The organism is Fundidesulfovibrio soli (assembly GCF_022808695.1).
Taxonomy (GTDB): domain Bacteria; phylum Desulfobacterota; class Desulfovibrionia; order Desulfovibrionales; family Desulfovibrionaceae; genus Fundidesulfovibrio; species Fundidesulfovibrio soli.
On record NZ_JAKZKW010000001.1, the window covers coordinates 37,592 to 53,607 of the forward strand.

15 protein-coding genes are annotated in these 16,016 nt (G+C 65.9%); 11 read left to right on the forward strand and 4 right to left on the reverse strand.

Going from position 1 to position 16,016, the window contains the following annotated elements; all coding sequences use genetic code 11:
- The first annotated feature begins 23 nt into the window (after positions 1 to 23).
- From MLE18_RS00170 to MLE18_RS00205, 8 genes are all read left to right on the forward strand, one after another.
- Positions 24 to 491, forward strand: a complete 468-nt coding sequence (locus MLE18_RS00170) for a type II 3-dehydroquinate dehydratase (protein ID WP_243366140.1) — start codon at positions 24 to 26, stop codon at positions 489 to 491.
- A 16-nt stretch (positions 492 to 507) separates the two neighbouring features.
- Positions 508 to 1,065 carry an elongation factor P gene (gene efp / locus MLE18_RS00175; RefSeq protein ID WP_243366142.1) on the forward strand — a complete coding sequence of 186 codons (558 nt, stop codon included), beginning with the start codon at positions 508 to 510 and terminating at the stop codon, positions 1,063 to 1,065.
- A gap of 66 nt (positions 1,066 to 1,131) precedes the next feature.
- Entirely contained in the window at positions 1,132 to 3,384 is a 2,253-nt protein-coding gene (locus MLE18_RS00180; RefSeq protein ID WP_243366144.1) for a DNA translocase FtsK, read from the forward strand.
- Between the two features lie 6 nt (positions 3,385 to 3,390).
- On the forward strand, positions 3,391 to 4,383 hold the full coding sequence (locus MLE18_RS00185; RefSeq protein WP_243366147.1) for a hypothetical protein: 993 nt from the start codon (positions 3,391 to 3,393) through the stop codon (positions 4,381 to 4,383).
- 10 nt (positions 4,384 to 4,393) lie between these two features.
- The gene (gene lolA, locus MLE18_RS00190) at positions 4,394 to 5,062 is read left to right on the forward strand and encodes an outer membrane lipoprotein periplasmic chaperone LolA (RefSeq protein WP_243366149.1); all 669 of its coding nucleotides are present in this window, start codon (positions 4,394 to 4,396) and stop codon (positions 5,060 to 5,062) included.
- Between the two features lie 46 nt (positions 5,063 to 5,108).
- Positions 5,109 to 5,579 (forward strand): hypothetical protein, encoded by a 471-nt coding sequence (locus MLE18_RS00195; protein WP_243366152.1) that lies wholly within the window; start codon positions 5,109 to 5,111, stop codon positions 5,577 to 5,579.
- A 17-nt stretch (positions 5,580 to 5,596) separates the two neighbouring features.
- A complete protein-coding gene (pgm, locus tag MLE18_RS00200; RefSeq protein ID WP_243366154.1) occupies positions 5,597 to 7,246 on the forward strand; it encodes a phosphoglucomutase (alpha-D-glucose-1,6-bisphosphate-dependent) in 1,650 nt (549 codons plus the stop codon).
- 347 nt (positions 7,247 to 7,593) lie between these two features.
- On the forward strand, positions 7,594 to 8,373 hold the full coding sequence (locus MLE18_RS00205; RefSeq protein WP_243366158.1) for a bestrophin-like domain: 780 nt from the start codon (positions 7,594 to 7,596) through the stop codon (positions 8,371 to 8,373).
- 94 nt (positions 8,374 to 8,467) lie between these two features.
- On the opposite strand, the gene MLE18_RS00210 is transcribed toward MLE18_RS00205, so the two are convergent.
- Together MLE18_RS00210 and MLE18_RS00215 are read right to left on the reverse strand one after the other, a co-directional pair.
- Complete coding sequence (locus MLE18_RS00210; RefSeq protein ID WP_243366160.1) at positions 8,468 to 9,127, reverse strand: MarC family protein; 660 nt, start codon at positions 9,125 to 9,127, stop codon at positions 8,468 to 8,470.
- 17 nt (positions 9,128 to 9,144) lie between these two features.
- Complete coding sequence (locus tag MLE18_RS00215; RefSeq protein ID WP_243366162.1) at positions 9,145 to 9,666, reverse strand: GNAT family N-acetyltransferase; 522 nt, start codon at positions 9,664 to 9,666, stop codon at positions 9,145 to 9,147.
- An 88-nt stretch (positions 9,667 to 9,754) separates the two neighbouring features.
- Between MLE18_RS00215 and MLE18_RS00220 the strand changes: the two genes are divergently transcribed.
- Entirely contained in the window at positions 9,755 to 11,362 is a 1,608-nt protein-coding gene (locus MLE18_RS00220; RefSeq protein ID WP_243366164.1) for an MBL fold metallo-hydrolase RNA specificity domain-containing protein, read from the forward strand.
- A gap of 31 nt (positions 11,363 to 11,393) precedes the next feature.
- Here MLE18_RS00220 and infA read toward each other — a convergent pair whose 3' ends face one another.
- Both infA and MLE18_RS00230 read right to left on the reverse strand, forming a co-directional pair.
- Positions 11,394 to 11,612: a translation initiation factor IF-1 gene (gene infA, locus MLE18_RS00225; RefSeq protein WP_027190819.1), complete on the reverse strand. Its 219-nt coding sequence runs from the start codon at positions 11,610 to 11,612 to the stop codon at positions 11,394 to 11,396.
- Positions 11,613 to 11,652: 40 nt separating this feature from the next.
- Entirely contained in the window at positions 11,653 to 12,738 is a 1,086-nt protein-coding gene (locus MLE18_RS00230; RefSeq protein WP_243366167.1) for a two-component system sensor histidine kinase NtrB, read from the reverse strand.
- A 137-nt stretch (positions 12,739 to 12,875) separates the two neighbouring features.
- Here MLE18_RS00230 and MLE18_RS00235 point away from each other — a divergent pair, with 137 nt between their 5' ends.
- Positions 12,876 to 14,075: an aminopeptidase gene (locus MLE18_RS00235; RefSeq protein WP_243366169.1), complete on the forward strand. Its 1,200-nt coding sequence runs from the start codon at positions 12,876 to 12,878 to the stop codon at positions 14,073 to 14,075.
- A 289-nt stretch (positions 14,076 to 14,364) separates the two neighbouring features.
- A complete protein-coding gene (locus MLE18_RS00240; RefSeq protein ID WP_243366171.1) occupies positions 14,365 to 16,002 on the forward strand; it encodes a hypothetical protein in 1,638 nt (545 codons plus the stop codon).
- The last annotated feature ends 14 nt before the right edge of the window (positions 16,003 to 16,016 follow it).

Genomic DNA, 16,016 nt, shown 5'->3' on the forward strand with positions numbered 1-16,016 from the left:
CCGAAAGCAAGGCGAGGTTCAAGATGACGAATTGCCGCATCCTGGTGGTCAACGGCCCGAACCTGGGTTTCCTGGGCCGCCGCCAGCCCGAGATATACGGCTCGCAGGGCATGGACGCCCTGGGGGACATGCTTGCCGACATGATGGGCGAATCCGCCGGGCGCATCGAGCACAGCGTGTTCCAGGCCAACGGCGAGGGCCAGATCATCGACCGGCTTGAGCAGGCCTGGCGCGACCAGATCGACGGCATCGCGCTCAACGCCGGGGCCTACACCCACACCAGCCTGGCCCTGGCCGACTGCCTGGCCTGGATCGGCATCCCCTGCGTGGAGGTCCACCTTTCCAACATTCTCGCCCGTACGGACCAGCCTCTGCGCCTGCAGAGCCTTATCGGCAAAAGCTGCATCGGAGTGATTGCGGGTTTCGGCATGATGAGCTATGCCCTGGCCGTCCGTGCGCTCTGGCAGCACTGGCTCACAAAAAATACCTGAGTTTCAAGGAGATACAATGCTTTCCACCACCGACTTCCGCCGCGGCCTCAAGATCGAGCTGGACAACATCCCCTATGAAATCGTGGATTTCCAGCACGTGAAGCCCGGCAAGGGCGGCGCGTTCGTGCGCACGAAGCTTCGCAACATGCTCAACGGCCGCGTGGTCGAGAACACCTTCCGCTCCGGCGAGAAGATGGGCAAGCCGGACATGGAGACCCGCTCCATGCAGTACCTCTACAAGGACGGCACCGGTTTCGTGTTCATGGACATGGAAAGCTACGAGCAGTTCTCCGTGGAGGACGACGTGTTGGGAGACAAGGGCCGCTTCCTGGTGGACGGCATGGAGCTGACCATGCTCATGTACCGCGGCAAGGCCCTGGACATCGACCTGCCTCCCTCCGTGGTGCTGGAGATCACCCACACCGAACCCGGCGTGAAGGGCGACACCGTCTCGGGCGCCACCAAACCCGCCACGCTCTCCACCGGGCTGACCATCAACGTGCCCCTGTTCGTCAACGAAGGCGAAAAGGTGAAAGTGGACACCCGCTCCGGGGAATACCTGGGCCGCGTATAGTGCGTTCGGCGCAAAAAAAGGCTACAGGGCCGTGGAGCGCGGGCTCCACGGCCCTTCTCACTTTTTATGGAAACGACACGAGCGGAGCTTACTACGGAAGCCAGAAAGATTCTGGATGAACTCACAGGGGTGGCGCTATTCTTCCTGGCGCTGTTCTTCGCCCTGGCGCTGTTCTCCTTCGACCCCCTCGACCCCTCCCTGAACCAGACCTCCATCAAGGGGCGGGAGGTGGCCAACATGACCGGCGTGGTGGGAGCCTACCTGGCGGGCATCCTCTGCGACCTCTTCGGCCTGGCGGCCTATTTCGTGCCTGCGCTGATCGGCTACGCGGGCGTGCGCAGGCTCTTCCCGCTCATGGGCATCACCCGCAGACACTGGGCGGGGCTCTTCGGCCTGTTTGTGGCCGTGCTCATCTGCCTCGGGTCGGACTGGCCCGGGCCCGGGCTGGCCCTGGGCAAGCTCGAAGGGGGAGGCTGGCTCGGCGGGGCCTTCTACCGCCTGGGCGCCAAGCTCATCCACCCCGTGGGCATGTACCTGCTGGTCACCTTTCTGGGCATCGTCTCCGTGCAACTGCTCCTGGGCATCTCCTGGGACAGCCAGCGCGTGCGCGTCCACGCCTTCTTCGCGGACATCTGGGAGGTGATAGGCCCCTCGGTCACTCGCTTCCTGTTCGGCCCCGGCAAGCAGGAGCGCGAGGAGCTCACCGAGGAGCGCAAACGGGCCATGGAGGCCATGGAGCAGGGAGAGCTGTTCCCGGACGCCTCGGACCCGGACGCCGTGCATGAGGTGAAACCCCAGGCCAAAGCCCAGCGGCGCGAGCCCGCCAAGCCCAAAGCCCAGCCCAGGCAAGCCGCGCGCAATTCTTTCGCCTCGGGCGACCTGCCCGCGCTGGACCTGCTCACGCCCCCGCCCGCCCAGGCCGGAGGCCCCAGCGAGGAGTCCCTGCGCGCCCAGGCCGCCAGCCTGACCACCTGCCTGGCCGATTTCGGCATCCAGGGCGAGGTGATGCGCATCGTGCCCGGCCCGGTGGTCACCATGTTCGAGTTCAAGCCCGCGCCGGGCGTGAAGGTCAGCCGCATCGCGGGCCTCTCCAACGACATCGCCCTGGCCATGAAGGCCCTGGCCGTGCGCATCGAGGCCCCCATCCCCGGCAAGGACACCGTGGGCGTGGAGATACCCAACGCCAAGCGCCAGACCGTCTACCTGCGGGAGATTTTGCAGGCCGAGCCGTTCACGGGCTCCGCCTCCCGGCTGACGCTCTCCATCGGCAAGGACATCCAGGGCCGCCCCTTCGTGGCCGACCTGGCCCGCATGCCCCACCTGCTGGTGGCGGGCGCCACGGGCAGCGGCAAGAGCGTGTGCATCAACGGCATCCTGCTCTCCATCCTCTACAAGGCCCAGCCCGACGAGGTGAAGCTGCTGCTCATCGACCCCAAGCGCATCGAGCTGGCCGTCTACGCGGATCTGCCGCACCTGGTGCACCCCGTGGTCACGGACATGGCCATGGCCAAGTCCGCCCTGGACTGGTGCGTGGCCGAGATGGACCGCCGCTACGAGGCCATGGCCCTGCTCGGCGTGCGCAACCTGGACGGCTACAACGAGAAGGTGGCCAAATCCGGCGGCGAACCCCAACCGGACGGAACGGTGCTCGAGCCCATGCCCTACCTGGTGCTCATCATCGACGAACTGGCCGACCTGATGATGACCGCCGCCAAGGAGGTGGAGATCTCCATCGTGCGCCTGGCCCAGTTGGCGCGCGCGGCGGGCATCCACATGATCCTGGCCACCCAGCGCCCCAGCGTGGACGTTGTCACCGGCCTGATCAAGGCCAACTTCCCAACGCGCATCGCCTTCCAGGTGACCAGCCGCCACGACTCCCGCACCATCCTGGACACCGTGGGCGCGGAGCACCTGTTGGGGCGCGGCGACATGCTGTTCAAGCCCAGCGGCGGCAAGATGACGCGCATGCACGGGGCCTTCGTCTCCGACGAGGAGACCGCCCATGTTGTGGACTACTGGAAGGATCGCCAGGCCCCCAGCTACCTCATGGACCTTGGCAGCTGGAAGGACGACGCCCAGGACGACGGCTCCGGCCTCGGAGGCGGCGATGGGGGAGGGGACTCGCTGAACGACCCCGTTTACCCCCAGGCCCTGGACTTCGTGATGGAGCAGGGCAAGGCCTCCATTTCACTCATCCAGAGGCGCTTCCGCATCGGTTTCAACAGGGCTGCGCGCTTCATCGAGCAGATGGAACGCGACGGGCTGCTGGGCCCGGCGGACGGCAGCAAGCCCCGCGTGGTGCTCAGGGGCAAGGATTAGGCGGCCATGCAGATCATCCAGGATCAGGAAACGGCGCGGGCAGCCCTGCAAAAGTTCATGCTCTGCTTGAAGAACGCGGCCGCGAAGGTCACGGCGGACGTCCAGTGGAGCGGGCGCGCCTGGGAGGGCGAGACATTCTGGAACACTTCGGAATGTTTCTGGTTCTCCTCTGTGGAGGAGCCAGGGCTCTTCCGGCTCCGCCTGGGACTTCGCTTGCCTGCGGACAAGGCCGCGCTCGAGCCGGTCTGCGAGCTGGACTTCGACGTGTCCGGGGCGGACGGCGGCGCAAGCGGGGTGCTGCTGCGCTTCGGCCGCGACGTGCTTCTTGCCTATGCGGCCCCGGCCCCGCTTGTTCAGTTCCTGGGGGCGCACGAATGCGATTTCACCGTCCTGCAGGCCGTGCCGCAAGCGGGAGAGCCCAGGGATGCGCTGGTCATCTCCAGCGCCGGGGCCGACACGGCCCCGGCAGGAGTCGCGCGCTTCGTCCGCGCCGTCAGGGACTTTCAGGCCTGGAAGGCGCAGGGGCTGCTTCCTGCCGAGAGCCACGGCCTGGATTTCGGCCCAGGCCCCGCATCCGGCCCCGGACATGGCTCCGCCGGGCGCGACCTCCCCTCGCCGCGCCTGCTGGAGCTCGCGACGCGCAGCCTGCGCGAGCAACTGGACAAATTCTCGGAATCCCGCAACCTCGGCCACAGGACTGCCTACACCCAGCACGGGGAGCTCGTCCTGGCAGACGCGGAACAATCCGTCACGGCTGTTTTCCAGGTGGCTGCGGACCTCGACCCCAACGCCCTGCGGGAGGCCGTGGGCCGCCTGATCCTGTCGCGCCTTCCGTTGCACGCCGCGAGATTTCTGGCTCTTCCCGGCGCGCTGGGCGCGTATTTCTCACAGGCGCTTTTCAGGCACGGCATCCACGTGCTCACATACAAACACACCCAGGACATGTCCGTGGTCTTCGACGCCGAGGCCGTCTTCGACATCGTTCGCGGGGTGGACTGACGGAGTATATATGATCGCTCGCATCACGGTCCTGCTGGCGCTGCTGCTTCTGGCGGCGACCGGCGCGCAGGCGGCGGACATCGCCGCGCTCACGGCCAAGATCCAGAAGCAGTACCAGTCCATGAACTCCTTCTCGGCGGACTTCAGCCAGCGGCTGCAGAACGCCACCAGCAAGGAGACGGAAGTCCGCACCGGCAAGCTGGTGTTCGCCCAGCCCGCACTCATCCGCTGGGAGACCGTGGTCCCCGAGAAGGAGCTTCTGGTGGTCGGCAAGGACGCCGTCTGGAACGCCTTCCCCGAGGAGAAGAGCGCCTACCGCTATTCCGTGGAGGAGGTGCTCGGATCCAAGACCATGCTGCGCTTCCTGTCCGGCAAGGCGCGCCTCAGCGAGGATTTCCACATCCAGCAGGAGCCCGATGCCACGGCGGGGCAGGTCAAGCTGCGCCTGGTGCCCCGCGAGGCGGAGCCCGGGCTGGTGCTGGCCTACGCCTGGGTGGACGAGCGCACCAACATGCTCACGCGCATCTCCATCGAGGATTTCTACGGCAACATCAACGACCTGACGCTCTCAAACGTCACGCTCAACGCCAAGACCTCGCCCGAGCAGTTCCAGTACACCCCCCCGGCGGGGTATTCCATCTTCGACAACGAGGCCCTGCAGGGCAAGAAGCCCCAATAGCGACCAACAGGCGCGGACATATACGCATTCAAGGAAAGGACAGACGATGAAGTGCACATTGAAGGTCAATTCGAGCAGTCTGGGCATCGCGCTGGACATGCAGCCCACCGACGCGGGCTACTCCGTGGAGATCATCACCACCATCGACGGCAAGCCCGTGTTCAACCCGGCCCTGCAGGTGACCGACGACTACTCCGGGGCCAGGATGAACCTCTACGCCGACGCGGTGAAGTACACCATCGACGGCCTCCAGGCCATCGTGGGCGGCTACGGCGCGGCCCGCATCGACCTGCTTGACCCCGACGGCAGCCTGATCTTCACCCGCTATTACGAGAAGCCCAACACGGTCTACGTGGACATCGACCTGGACATCTGCTGCTTCAGCGACGCCCACTGCTTCTCCTCCGACGGCATCGCCATCAAGACGGACATGACCTTCGAGGACTTCAAGACCTTCGTCACCGACTTCGCCCTCAAGCTGGACAAGTTCAACGCCAGCTCGGACTACAAACACTAATCCACAGGAGCCGCTCCATGTCCGTTCATCCCCTGGCCGGTAAGAAGGCCCCGCGCTCCCTGCTGGTGGACGTGCCCAAGCTCGTCAGCGCCTACTACAGCCTCGCCCCAGACCCCGAGAACCCGGCCCAGGCCGTGAGTTTCGGCACCTCCGGGCACCGGGGCACCTCGCTGGCGGGCACCTTCAACGAGGCCCACATCCTGGCCACCACCCAGGCCATCTGCGACTACCGCAAGGCCAAGGGCATCGACGGCCCGCTCTACATCGGCATGGACACCCACGCCCTCTCGGCCCCGGCCATGACCAGCGCCCTGGAGGTGCTGGCGGCCAACGGCGTGCAGGCGCGCATGTGCTGGGACGGCTACACCCCCACGCCGGTGATATCCCACGCCATCCTGACCTGGAACAAGGGGCGCGCCTCCGGCCTGGCGGACGGCATCGTCATCACGCCCTCGCACAATCCGCCCCAGGACGGGGGCTTCAAGTACAACCCCCCCGCGGGCGGCCCCGCGGATACGGACATCACCCGCAGGGTGCAGGCCATGGCCAACGCCTACCTGGCGAACAAGCTCTCGGGCGTGAATCGCATGGACTTCTCCCGCGCGCTCAAGGCTTCCAACATTGTCGCGCACGACTTCATCACCCCCTATGTGGCGGACCTGGAGAACGTGGTGGACATGGCGGCCATCAAGGCTAGCGGCCTGCGCATCGGAGTGGACCCGCTGGGCGGCTCGGGCATCGCCTTCTGGCGGCCCATGGCCGAGCGCTACGGGCTGGACCTGGAAGTGGTGGACGACACCGTGGATCCCACTTTCAGCTTCATGAGCGTGGACCGCGACGGCAAGATCCGCATGGATTGCTCCTCGCCCTACGCCATGGCCCGGCTCATCGGCCTGAAGGACACCTACGACGTGGCCTTCGGCAACGACCCTGACTACGACCGCCACGGCATCGTCACCCCTTCCGGCGGGCTCATGAACCCCAACCACTACCTCTCCGCCGCCATCTGGTACCTTTTCCAGCACAGGCCCGGTTGGAGGGCGGACGCCGCCATCGGCAAGACGCTGGTCTCCAGCGCCATGATCGACCGCGTGGCCGCCGCGCTGCCCCGCGCCATGCGCGAGGTGCCGGTGGGCTTCAAGTGGTTCGTGGACGGGCTGCTCTCGGGCGAACTGGGCTTCGGGGGCGAGGAGAGCGCCGGGGCCTCCTTTCTGCGCAAGGACGGCTCTGTCTGGACCACCGACAAGGACGGCTTCATCATGGACCTGCTGGCCGCCGAGATCACCGCCGTCACCGGCAAGGACCCGGCCCAACTCTACGGCGAGCTTTCCGCACGCTTCGGCTCACCCGTGTACGAGCGCGTGGACGCGCCCATCACGGACGCCCAGAAGCAGGCCTTCGCCCAGCTGACCCCGGAGTCCATCCTCCAGACCAGCCTGGGCGGGGAGGCCATCACCGCCAAGCTGACCAAGGCCCCCTCCAACGGGGCCTCCATCGGCGGGCTGAAGGTCGTGGCGGAGAACGGCTGGTTCGCGGCCAGGCCATCGGGCACGGAGGCGGTCTACAAAATCTACGCCGAGAGCTTCATCAGCGTCGAGCATCTGCACCGCATCCAGGACGAGGCCAAGGCCATGCTGGACGAGGCGTTCAAGGCAGCGGGGGCCTAGCGCAACGAGCCGAAAGTACGATCTGCATTCGCAAGCCGGGCCTGGGCTGTTTCCCCTCCCGCGCCGCCGATGGTTTCATACCCTCGGCCTAAGCGCCGGAGACGGGTGACGCCCAGGCCCGGCTTTCTTTTTTGGGGGCGCAGGGGCGGCGGGCAGGCAATCCCACCCGTTGGCGCAACAACCGTCATGCTTTCGTATAGTTCGGCGAGGGCCATGTCATGGGCAAGGGAATTCTGTACTCGACCAGGTATGGCCTTTGACGTATCGGATAGACTCGCCCCTGTATGATGAGCCGGGCCTGCTCGTCGTTCCCCGGACTTCTGCCAACTGGAAAGTGAGGGAGCTCCATGAACTTTACCGCCACGATGGTGTTGCTCGCTGTTGGATTCTGTCTGGGAATGCTGGGCTGTCTGGAGTTGGGCAAATGGCTGGGGACGAGGTCGGCGGAGAGAAGGCCGGACGAGGCCAAAAGCAAGGCCGCCGCGACGCTGGAGGCCGCCGTGTTCGGCCTGGTGGGCCTGCTCATCGCCTTCACCTTCAGCGGAGCCACGTCCAGGTTCGATCATCGCCGCCATCTGATCGTGGAGGAGGCCAACGCCATCGGCACGGCCTGGCTGCGCCTGGATGTGCTTCCGCAAAGCGCTCAGCCAGCCGTAAAGGAGCTGTTCCGCAAGTACCTCGACTCGCGTCTGGCGACCTACGCCGCAATGCCCGATGTGGACGCCGCCCAAGCTGAACTGGGCCGCACGGTATTGCTGCAGAACGAGATATGGAAGGCCTCCGTGGCGGCCTGCCGGACGGAGGAGGGTCAGCGCGCCATGATCCTGGTCCTCCCGGCGCTCAACAACATGATCGACATCACCACCACAAGAACCATGGCGACCTTGTTCCACCCGCCCTCGGTCATCTTCGCCCTGATGTTCGGGCTCGTTCTGGGCAGCATGGTGATGGTCGGCTACGACCATGCCTTGGCCAAGTCGAGGAGCTGGGTCCACATACTGGGATTTGCCGCGCTCATGGCTGTGACGGTATTCGTCATCATGGATCTTGAATTCCCCAGGCTGGGGGTGATCCGCGTGGACGATTTCGACAAGGTCCTGCGCGAGCTGCGGCAGTCCATGGGTTAAATGGGGGCTGATCCGCGGACTGATTGGGCAGCCAGATGAGGCGGGATGGTGGAGCGGGGAAGGGGGCCGGTGCGAAGGGACCCGGCCCCCAGGGCTAGCGGGGCAGTTGCAGCAGCTGGGAGACGCCGGTCCAGACGATCTCCATCCCGATGCAGACCAGGATGAAGGCCGAGAGCCGAAGCAGCACGTTGATGCCGCTCTGGCCGAAGATCTGCACGATCCTGCGGGCATAACGGTAGCACAGGTAGACCGTGGCCGAAACCGCCGCCAGCCCGATCACGGCCGCGCAGCCCATCAGGACGGATTGGGCCAGCCCCATGTCGCCCAGGGGCCTGCGGCTGCCCAGGGTGATGGCCACGGAGAGCGAGCCCGGGCCGATGGTCAGGGGCAGGGTCAGGGGATAGAAGGAGTCGGCCAGCCCCACCTTGCCGCCGGAGGAGTCGGTTCCGTCGTGGTCTTTGGGGTGCTCCCCGGCGTGCAGCAGCTTCCAGCCGAAGGCGGTGACCACCGATCCGCCCGCCACGCGCAGCACCGGCATGGTGATGCCGAAAAATTCCAGCACGTGTGAGCCGACGAACAGCGCCGACAGCAGCAGGAAGAACCCGTTGACCGCCACGCGCCGGGCCAGGACGGAGCGCTCCTGCTCGGAGTTGCCCAGGGTCATGCCCAGGAAGATGGGCGCGCCGCCCACGGGGTTCACTATGGGGAACAGGCCTGCGTAAACCAGCAGGAAGGTGTTGACGAAGTCGTTCATTTGGATGGCCGAGGCGGTTAGAGTTCCAGTTCCAGGTAGCGCGCGCCCTCGTGGGGGTTCACGCAGTAGGCCGGGATGTCCTTGAAGCCCAGGCTCTCATAGAGGGCGATGGCCCGCCCCATGGAGGGCAGGGTGTCCAGGCGCATCCTCCTGTAGCCGCGCAGGCGCGCCTCGGCCACGATCCGTTCGGCCATGGCCCTGCCCAGCCCGCGCCCCCTGGCCTGGGGCCGCACGTAGAGGCGCTTCATCTCGCAGGTCTCATCGAGTCCGATTGGCGCTTGGTACGCCGCTTCCGCCCCTTCGGCGGTGCACAGCGGCCCTTCCAGCGGGCGCAGGGCCACGCAGGCCAAAGGCTCGGCGCCCTCCACAGCCAGGAGCAGAGCGCCCCGGGGAGGGGCGTAGGCTCCGGGCAACCCCGCAAGCTCCTGCTCGAAGTTCTGGAAGCACAGGGAGAGCCCGAGGCTGGCGGCGTATTCGACAAAGAGGTTCCTGGCCTGCTCCACGCGCCCGGGGGTGCTGGCGTCGAGTATCTCGATCAAGCGCGCTGCTCCTTGGAATCCGTGCGTTATTGTTGTAGTTTACAACCCTGCGAAACATCGCGCAATCAGCAACGAAACAGAGGTGCCGATGAAAATCAAGTTCCTGGGAGCGGCGAAGACCGTCACTGGTTCCTGCTACATGATGGAAACCGGCGGTATCCGCTTCGCCGTGGACTGCGGCCTGCACCAGGGCAACCGCGAGATCGAGGCCCGCAACCTGGATTTCACGGTCTACCAGCCCCACAAGGTTGACTTCTTCCTCATCACCCATGCCCACATGGACCATTCCGGCCTGCTGCCGAGGATGGTCAAGAACGGCTTCGCGGGCAAGGTCTACCTGACCCCGCCCACCAAGGACCTGCTCTGGATCATGCTCCAGGACAGCGCCCACATCCAGGAGATGGAAGCAGAGCAGTTGAACCGCAAGAACGCCCGGCGCGGCGGCAAGCCCGCGGAGCCGCTCTACACCCAGTCCGACGCCACGGCCGTGATGCCGCTCATGCGCACGGTGGAATACAACGAGCCCTTCGAGCCCGCCCCGGGCGTGAAGGTGGTCTACCGCGACGCGGGGCACATCCTGGGCTCCGCCTTCATCGAAATCTGGATCACCGAGAACGGCACCACCAACAAGCTCGTCTTCTCGGGCGACCTGGGCAAGCCCGACCAGCTCATCATCAAGGACCCCACCTTCGCCGAGTCGGCCAATTACCTCTTCCTGGAGTCCACCTACGGCGACCGCGACCACAAGGACCCCAACACCAGCCTGGAGGAGCTGGCCCAGGCCATCTCCTACTCCTACGCCCACGGCGAGAAGGTCATCATCCCGGCCTTCGCGGTGGAGCGCACGCAGGAGGTGCTCTACTCGCTGCACATGCTCTCCAAGGGCGGCAAGCTCCCCAAGGACATGCCCGTCTACGTGGACAGCCCCCTGGCCATCCGCGCCACGGAGATATTCCGCCAGCACCCTGAATACATGGACGCGGACATCGGCAGCGGCATGCAGAACGGGGAGGACCCCTTCAGCCTGCCCAACCTGCGCTTCACCCTCACGGCGGACGAATCCCGCTCCATCAACAGCCTGGACGGTCCGGCCATCGTCATCTCGGCCAGCGGCATGTGCAACGCCGGGCGCATCAAGCACCATCTGCGCCACAACATCTGGCGCAAGGGCGCGAGCATCGTGTTCGTGGGCTACCAGGGGCAGGGCACCCCGGGGCGCAAGATCGTGGACGGGGCCAAGACCATCAAGATCATGGGCGAGGATCTGCAGGTCGCGGCCAAGGTCTGGACCATCGGCGGCTTCTCGGCCCACGCCGGGCAGAGCCAGATCCTTCAGTGGCTGGGCCACTTCAAGAAGAACGGCATGGAGGTGTTCCTGGTGCACGGCGAAAGCAACGCCATCAGCACCCTGGCGGGGCTGATCGAGTCGCGCTTCGGGTTCACGGTGCACACGCCGGAATACCTGGAGGAATGCACCCTCAAGCCGGGCATCGAGACCGCCGTCACCCTGGACACCGAACGCGCAATGCCCAAGGTGGACTGGGGCTTCCTGCTTTCCGACACGGAAGCCAAGTTCCAGCTGCTGCGCCAGCGCCTGGACCGCACGGCGGAGAAGCCGTGGGTGGACCAGGTGGAGTTGCGCGACAAGCTCCTGGAGGTCAACAAGGACCTCATGGAGCTGATCTCGGAGATGTAGCCGAAGAGAGGCCCCCCGGACGGGGGGCCTCTTATTTCATGCGGTAGGTGATGCGGCCGCGGGAAAGGTCGTAGGGGGAGAGCTCCACCTTGACCTTGTCGCCGGGGAGGATGCGGATGTAAAACTTGCGCATCTTGCCGGATATGTGGGCGAGCACTTCGTGCCCGTTCTCGAGTTCAACGCGGAACATGGCGTTGGGCAGTGCTTCTTGGACGGTTCCGTCCACTTCTATGGCGTCTTCTTTCGGCATATGTCGCTCCTGTTGTGTTTGCGAAGCGGCAACCCGTAACCTATTTTCCAGCGGGCTTCAAGCCATCCCCTCCAGGCAGACGCAAAACAGCAAGGGTTCCTCCCTCCTGGATGGGGGAAATCTCCAGTTCGCCGCCCTGATCGCGCATCCACTTCCTGGCTTTGGCCAACCCCATGCCCACGCCGACGGATGTGGTGGTGAAGAACGGGTCGAACACGAAGGGCAGGTGGTCCGCTGCTATGCCAGGGCCATCGTCCAGAACCTCGATGCGGACGAAATCCTTCTCCACCGCGCACCGAACCCTGACCGAGCCGCCGCCCGCGGGCAGGGCCTCGAAGGCGTTGGCCAGCACCTCGCGCAAAGCGTCGGCGGTCATGGCGGGGTCCGCCGTGAGGGTCGCGCCCTCGCCGTCGAAGCCCACCGCCACCCCGGAGGGCGGGGCGGGCATGGCGGCAAGGACGCCCCGCGCCAATCCAGCCGCATCCAGCAATTGCGGCGCTGGCTGGCGGGAGGCGGTGAACTGCGTCACCGCCTGGACCACGTCCTCCAGGCGCATGGCCGCCTCCATGATGATATCCATGTGGTTGCGCGAGGGTTCCGGCATGTCGGCGCGCTTCATGAGCAGGCGGGTGAAGCCGCCGATGGTCATCAGAGGGTTGCGGACCTGGTGCGCGATGGACATGGAGAGCCTGGCCAGGCCGTCGATGCGCTCCTGTTGCAACCGGCTCTGGCGCTGGTGCAGATCGTAGATGTGGGAAAGGTCGCTCAGTTGCAGGATCACGCCGAAAATCTTCTCGTACTCCACCAGGCGGGAGACGGCCAGGGTGAAATGGCGCAGGCCCAGCTCCGGGTGATCGTAGCGGGCCAGGATGTCGCCCGTGGCCGGGATGCGCGTGTCGTCCAGGGCTTCGTCCAGCAGGGCCTGGACCTCGGCGCGGTTCTCGAAGCGGTCCAGGCGGGGGCCGTTCAGGCTGGAGGAGAGGAGCTCCTCCCGGCTCAGGCCCATCATGCGCGCGGCGGAGGCGTTGGCGGCGTAGACGTTCCCTCGGATGTTCACGATGACCACGCCTGTGGCCAGCGACTCCAGCAGGGAGTTCAGGTACGAGGAGCGGATGAAAGGCAGCATGGCGTAAGGGACCTCCAGGCCAGGCTCGCACATGCGTGTGACGAAACCGCGACGCCCTGGAAGCTTTACATCCGCGTGGTATTTGGGCACAGGGCCTGTACACCGACCCTCAACCCATCACAGGGAGCCTACTGCTCGTGCTGACCCCAAAACTGCTTGATAAATATGCCGATGTTCTCATCTGGGGCCTGGAGACCTCCCGCCCCGCCGGCTACCAGCCGGGTGACAACGTGCTTGTCCAGTTCGACCTGGCCGGGCTCAAGCTGGCGGAGGCCCTCTTCGCCAAACTGCTGGCGCGAGGCATCAACGTGATCCCGCGCATGGGCCTGACCTCCCGCATGGAGCTCGACTTCTACAAGGGCGCGAGCGACGCCCAGCTCTCCTTCATCGCTCCGGGCACCCGGGAGCTGTTCGACAACCTGCACGGCTCGGTCTACATCCTGGCCCCGGACAGCCTGACCCACCTCTCCGGCATCGACCCCAAGCGCATCGCCCAGACCGCCATCGCCCGCAAGCCCTACCGCGACATCCTGGTGCGCCGCGAGGAGGCCGGGAACTTCGGCTGGACCCTGTGCGTGCACCCCACGGACGAATACGCCCGCTGCGCCGGCCTGACCCGCAAGGAGTTCACCGAACAGGTCATCAAGGCCTGCCACCTGCGCGCGGCCGACCCCGTGAAGGAGTGGAAGAAGATTTTCGACGAGGCCATGGAGATCAAAAACTGGCTCAACGCCCTGCCTGTTGAGTCGTTCCATATCGAATCCGCCAATGTGGACCTGGTCGTGACCCCCGGCCTGCACAGGCGCTTCAAGGGCATCTCCGGGCACAACATCCCCAGCTTCGAGCTTTTCCTTTCGCCGGATTGGCGCGGCACCGAGGGCGTCTACTATGCGGACCAGCCTTCCTACCGCAGCGGCAACCTGGTGCGCGGCGTGCGCCTTGTGTTCCGCAAGGGCGAGGTGGCCGAGGTCAGCGCGGAGGAGGGCGAGGAGTTCGTGCGCAAGCAGGTGGCCATGGACGGCGGCTCCGACAAGTTGGGCGAGTTCTCGCTCACGGACAAGCGCTTCTCCAAGATCGACAAGTTCATGGCCAACACCCTCTTCGACGAGAACTTTGGCGGCGAGCACGGCAACTGCCACGTGGCCCTCGGAAGCTCCTACTCCGACACCTACGACGGCGACCCGGCCGAACTCACCGACGCCCGCAAAGCGGAACTCGGCTTCAACGACTCCGCCCTGCACTGGGACCTGGTGAACACCGAGAAGAAGCGCGTCACCGCCAAGCTGCGCGGCGGCGGCAGCAAGCTCATCTACGAAGACGGCCAGTTCGCCTGCTGAGCAGCAAAGACCCTTCTGGTTCCACGAAAAAGTCCGGCCCCTGGCCGGACTTTTTCGTGGAATTCTTTACACTCCGCTACGTTGCACCTATTTTGCCGCCATGAGTAAAGAAGACAAGGCCCCGCCGGACGGGGGCCTGGCGCCGGGCGCACTCCTGCGGAGGCTTACCGCGCTCGTTCTCTTGGTGGCGCTTGGCCTGTTCGGATGGGGATACAGGGGCCAGGGAAGTGAGATCCTCTACCAGGGGCCTGGCATCCCGGCTCCGGCGCAAGCTCCGGGAGGCGCCGGGTTGGAAACGGCCTCCTTCCCGCTGGAATCACTCGATATCCTGCGTCTCAGCGTGGACGCCCCCGCAGGGGCTGGCTACGCGGTCTCCTGGAACCTGCCCGCCATGGGCGCCATCAAGGAGGACCCGTTCCCGCCGCCCGAGGGTGCGTCCGGCAGGGAGACGCGCGCCTACCTGCTGGACTGCCAGCTCTGCATCGGCATGGTGTCCGCCCATGTGGAGCTGACTGACGATGACGGCGCGATCACGCTGCGGCTGGAGCGTCAGTCCCGCCTCTCCCTGCTGGCCGAATCCTTGAGGATAGTCTTTCCGGTGCTGGCCGCGCTGCTGCTGGCGGCCTTCGCCTGGCCCAGCCGCTTCCTGGCCCCGGCGCTCGCCGCCCTGGCCTGCTTCGCCGTCTATTCCGTGGCGGCCCCAGCGCCGAGCGGGGCGCAGTCCGGCGACAACCGCTGGTATCTGCCCACCGCCGCCGCCCTGCTGCACGGGGACATGAGCCTTGAATCGTACGAGAAGCGTCTGGCGGGCATCCGGGCCATGTCGGTACGCAGCCTGCCGGACGGCCGGGTGGTGAACTACTATCCACCAGGGCTTTCCCTTGCCCTGGTGCCCGTGGCAGCCTGGACAAATCTGCTGGACACGCCCGAGGCACTGGTGGCGGAGGCTTCGGCCAAGCTGATCGCCGCCCTGGCAGTGGGCATGTTCCTGTCCGTCTGCCTGCGCCTTTGCCTCGGGTGGGGCATGGCCTGCCTGGCCGCAGCGGCGTTCGCCCTGTGCACCAGCCAGTTCTCGGTCCACGCCGGGGCGCTCGCCTCGCACAATCTGGCCTGCCTGCTCTCCCTGGGCATGCTCCGGCTGCTCCTGGAGGGGCGCAACGTCCCTGCCTGGGGCTTGGCGATCCTGGGCGTGTTCGGAGTCATGGTCCGCCACGACATGGCCTTCATGCTCCTGGGCAGCGGGGCCACGCTGTGGTTGGCCGGCCGCCGCGCGCTCGTCCGATTTGTGTGCTGGTGCGGTCTGTTCGCCGCCGTCTGGCTGGGCCTGAACCAATGGATGTACGGAGCGTTGCTGCCGCCCTACATGCTGGAGCAGGGTCCGTCCGGCAGCCTCTCCGCCGCCCCGGCCACACTCATGGGGTTGTTGGTAAGCCCCAACCGGGGGCTGCTGGTGTATAATTCCGTTTTCCTGCCCGGGTTCTGCTACGCCATCTGGCGTATATTGCGTCCGCGCGCCGATTCCGCCTGGGACCAGGGGGCCGGGTGGGGGGCCTCGCTGGCCCTGCTCGTGTTTCTCGGCGCACTCTCCATGTTCCCCATGTGGTGGGGCGGGTGGTCCTACGGCCCGCGCCTGTTCGGGAGCATGTACGGAGTACTCGCCATGTTGAGCGTCCTGGGGCTTCGCCTGTGCCTTGAGCGCGCACCGGCCCCCGGGAGAAAGTTGCTGCTGGCGGCGCTGCTGCTGCCGCTGCTCGCCTGGGGCGGATTTGCGAACCTGAAGGGGGCCGTGGTGGGCGACTCCTGGAACGAAACGCCCCGCGACGTGAACGTCCACCCCGAGCGCCTCTGGGACTGGGGCGACATGCAGGCCCTTCGGGACGCCGAGGTGTTGCGCGAAGTTCTGCGCCGGGCTTTACACGTCGATTGAGCGGATTTATCTTC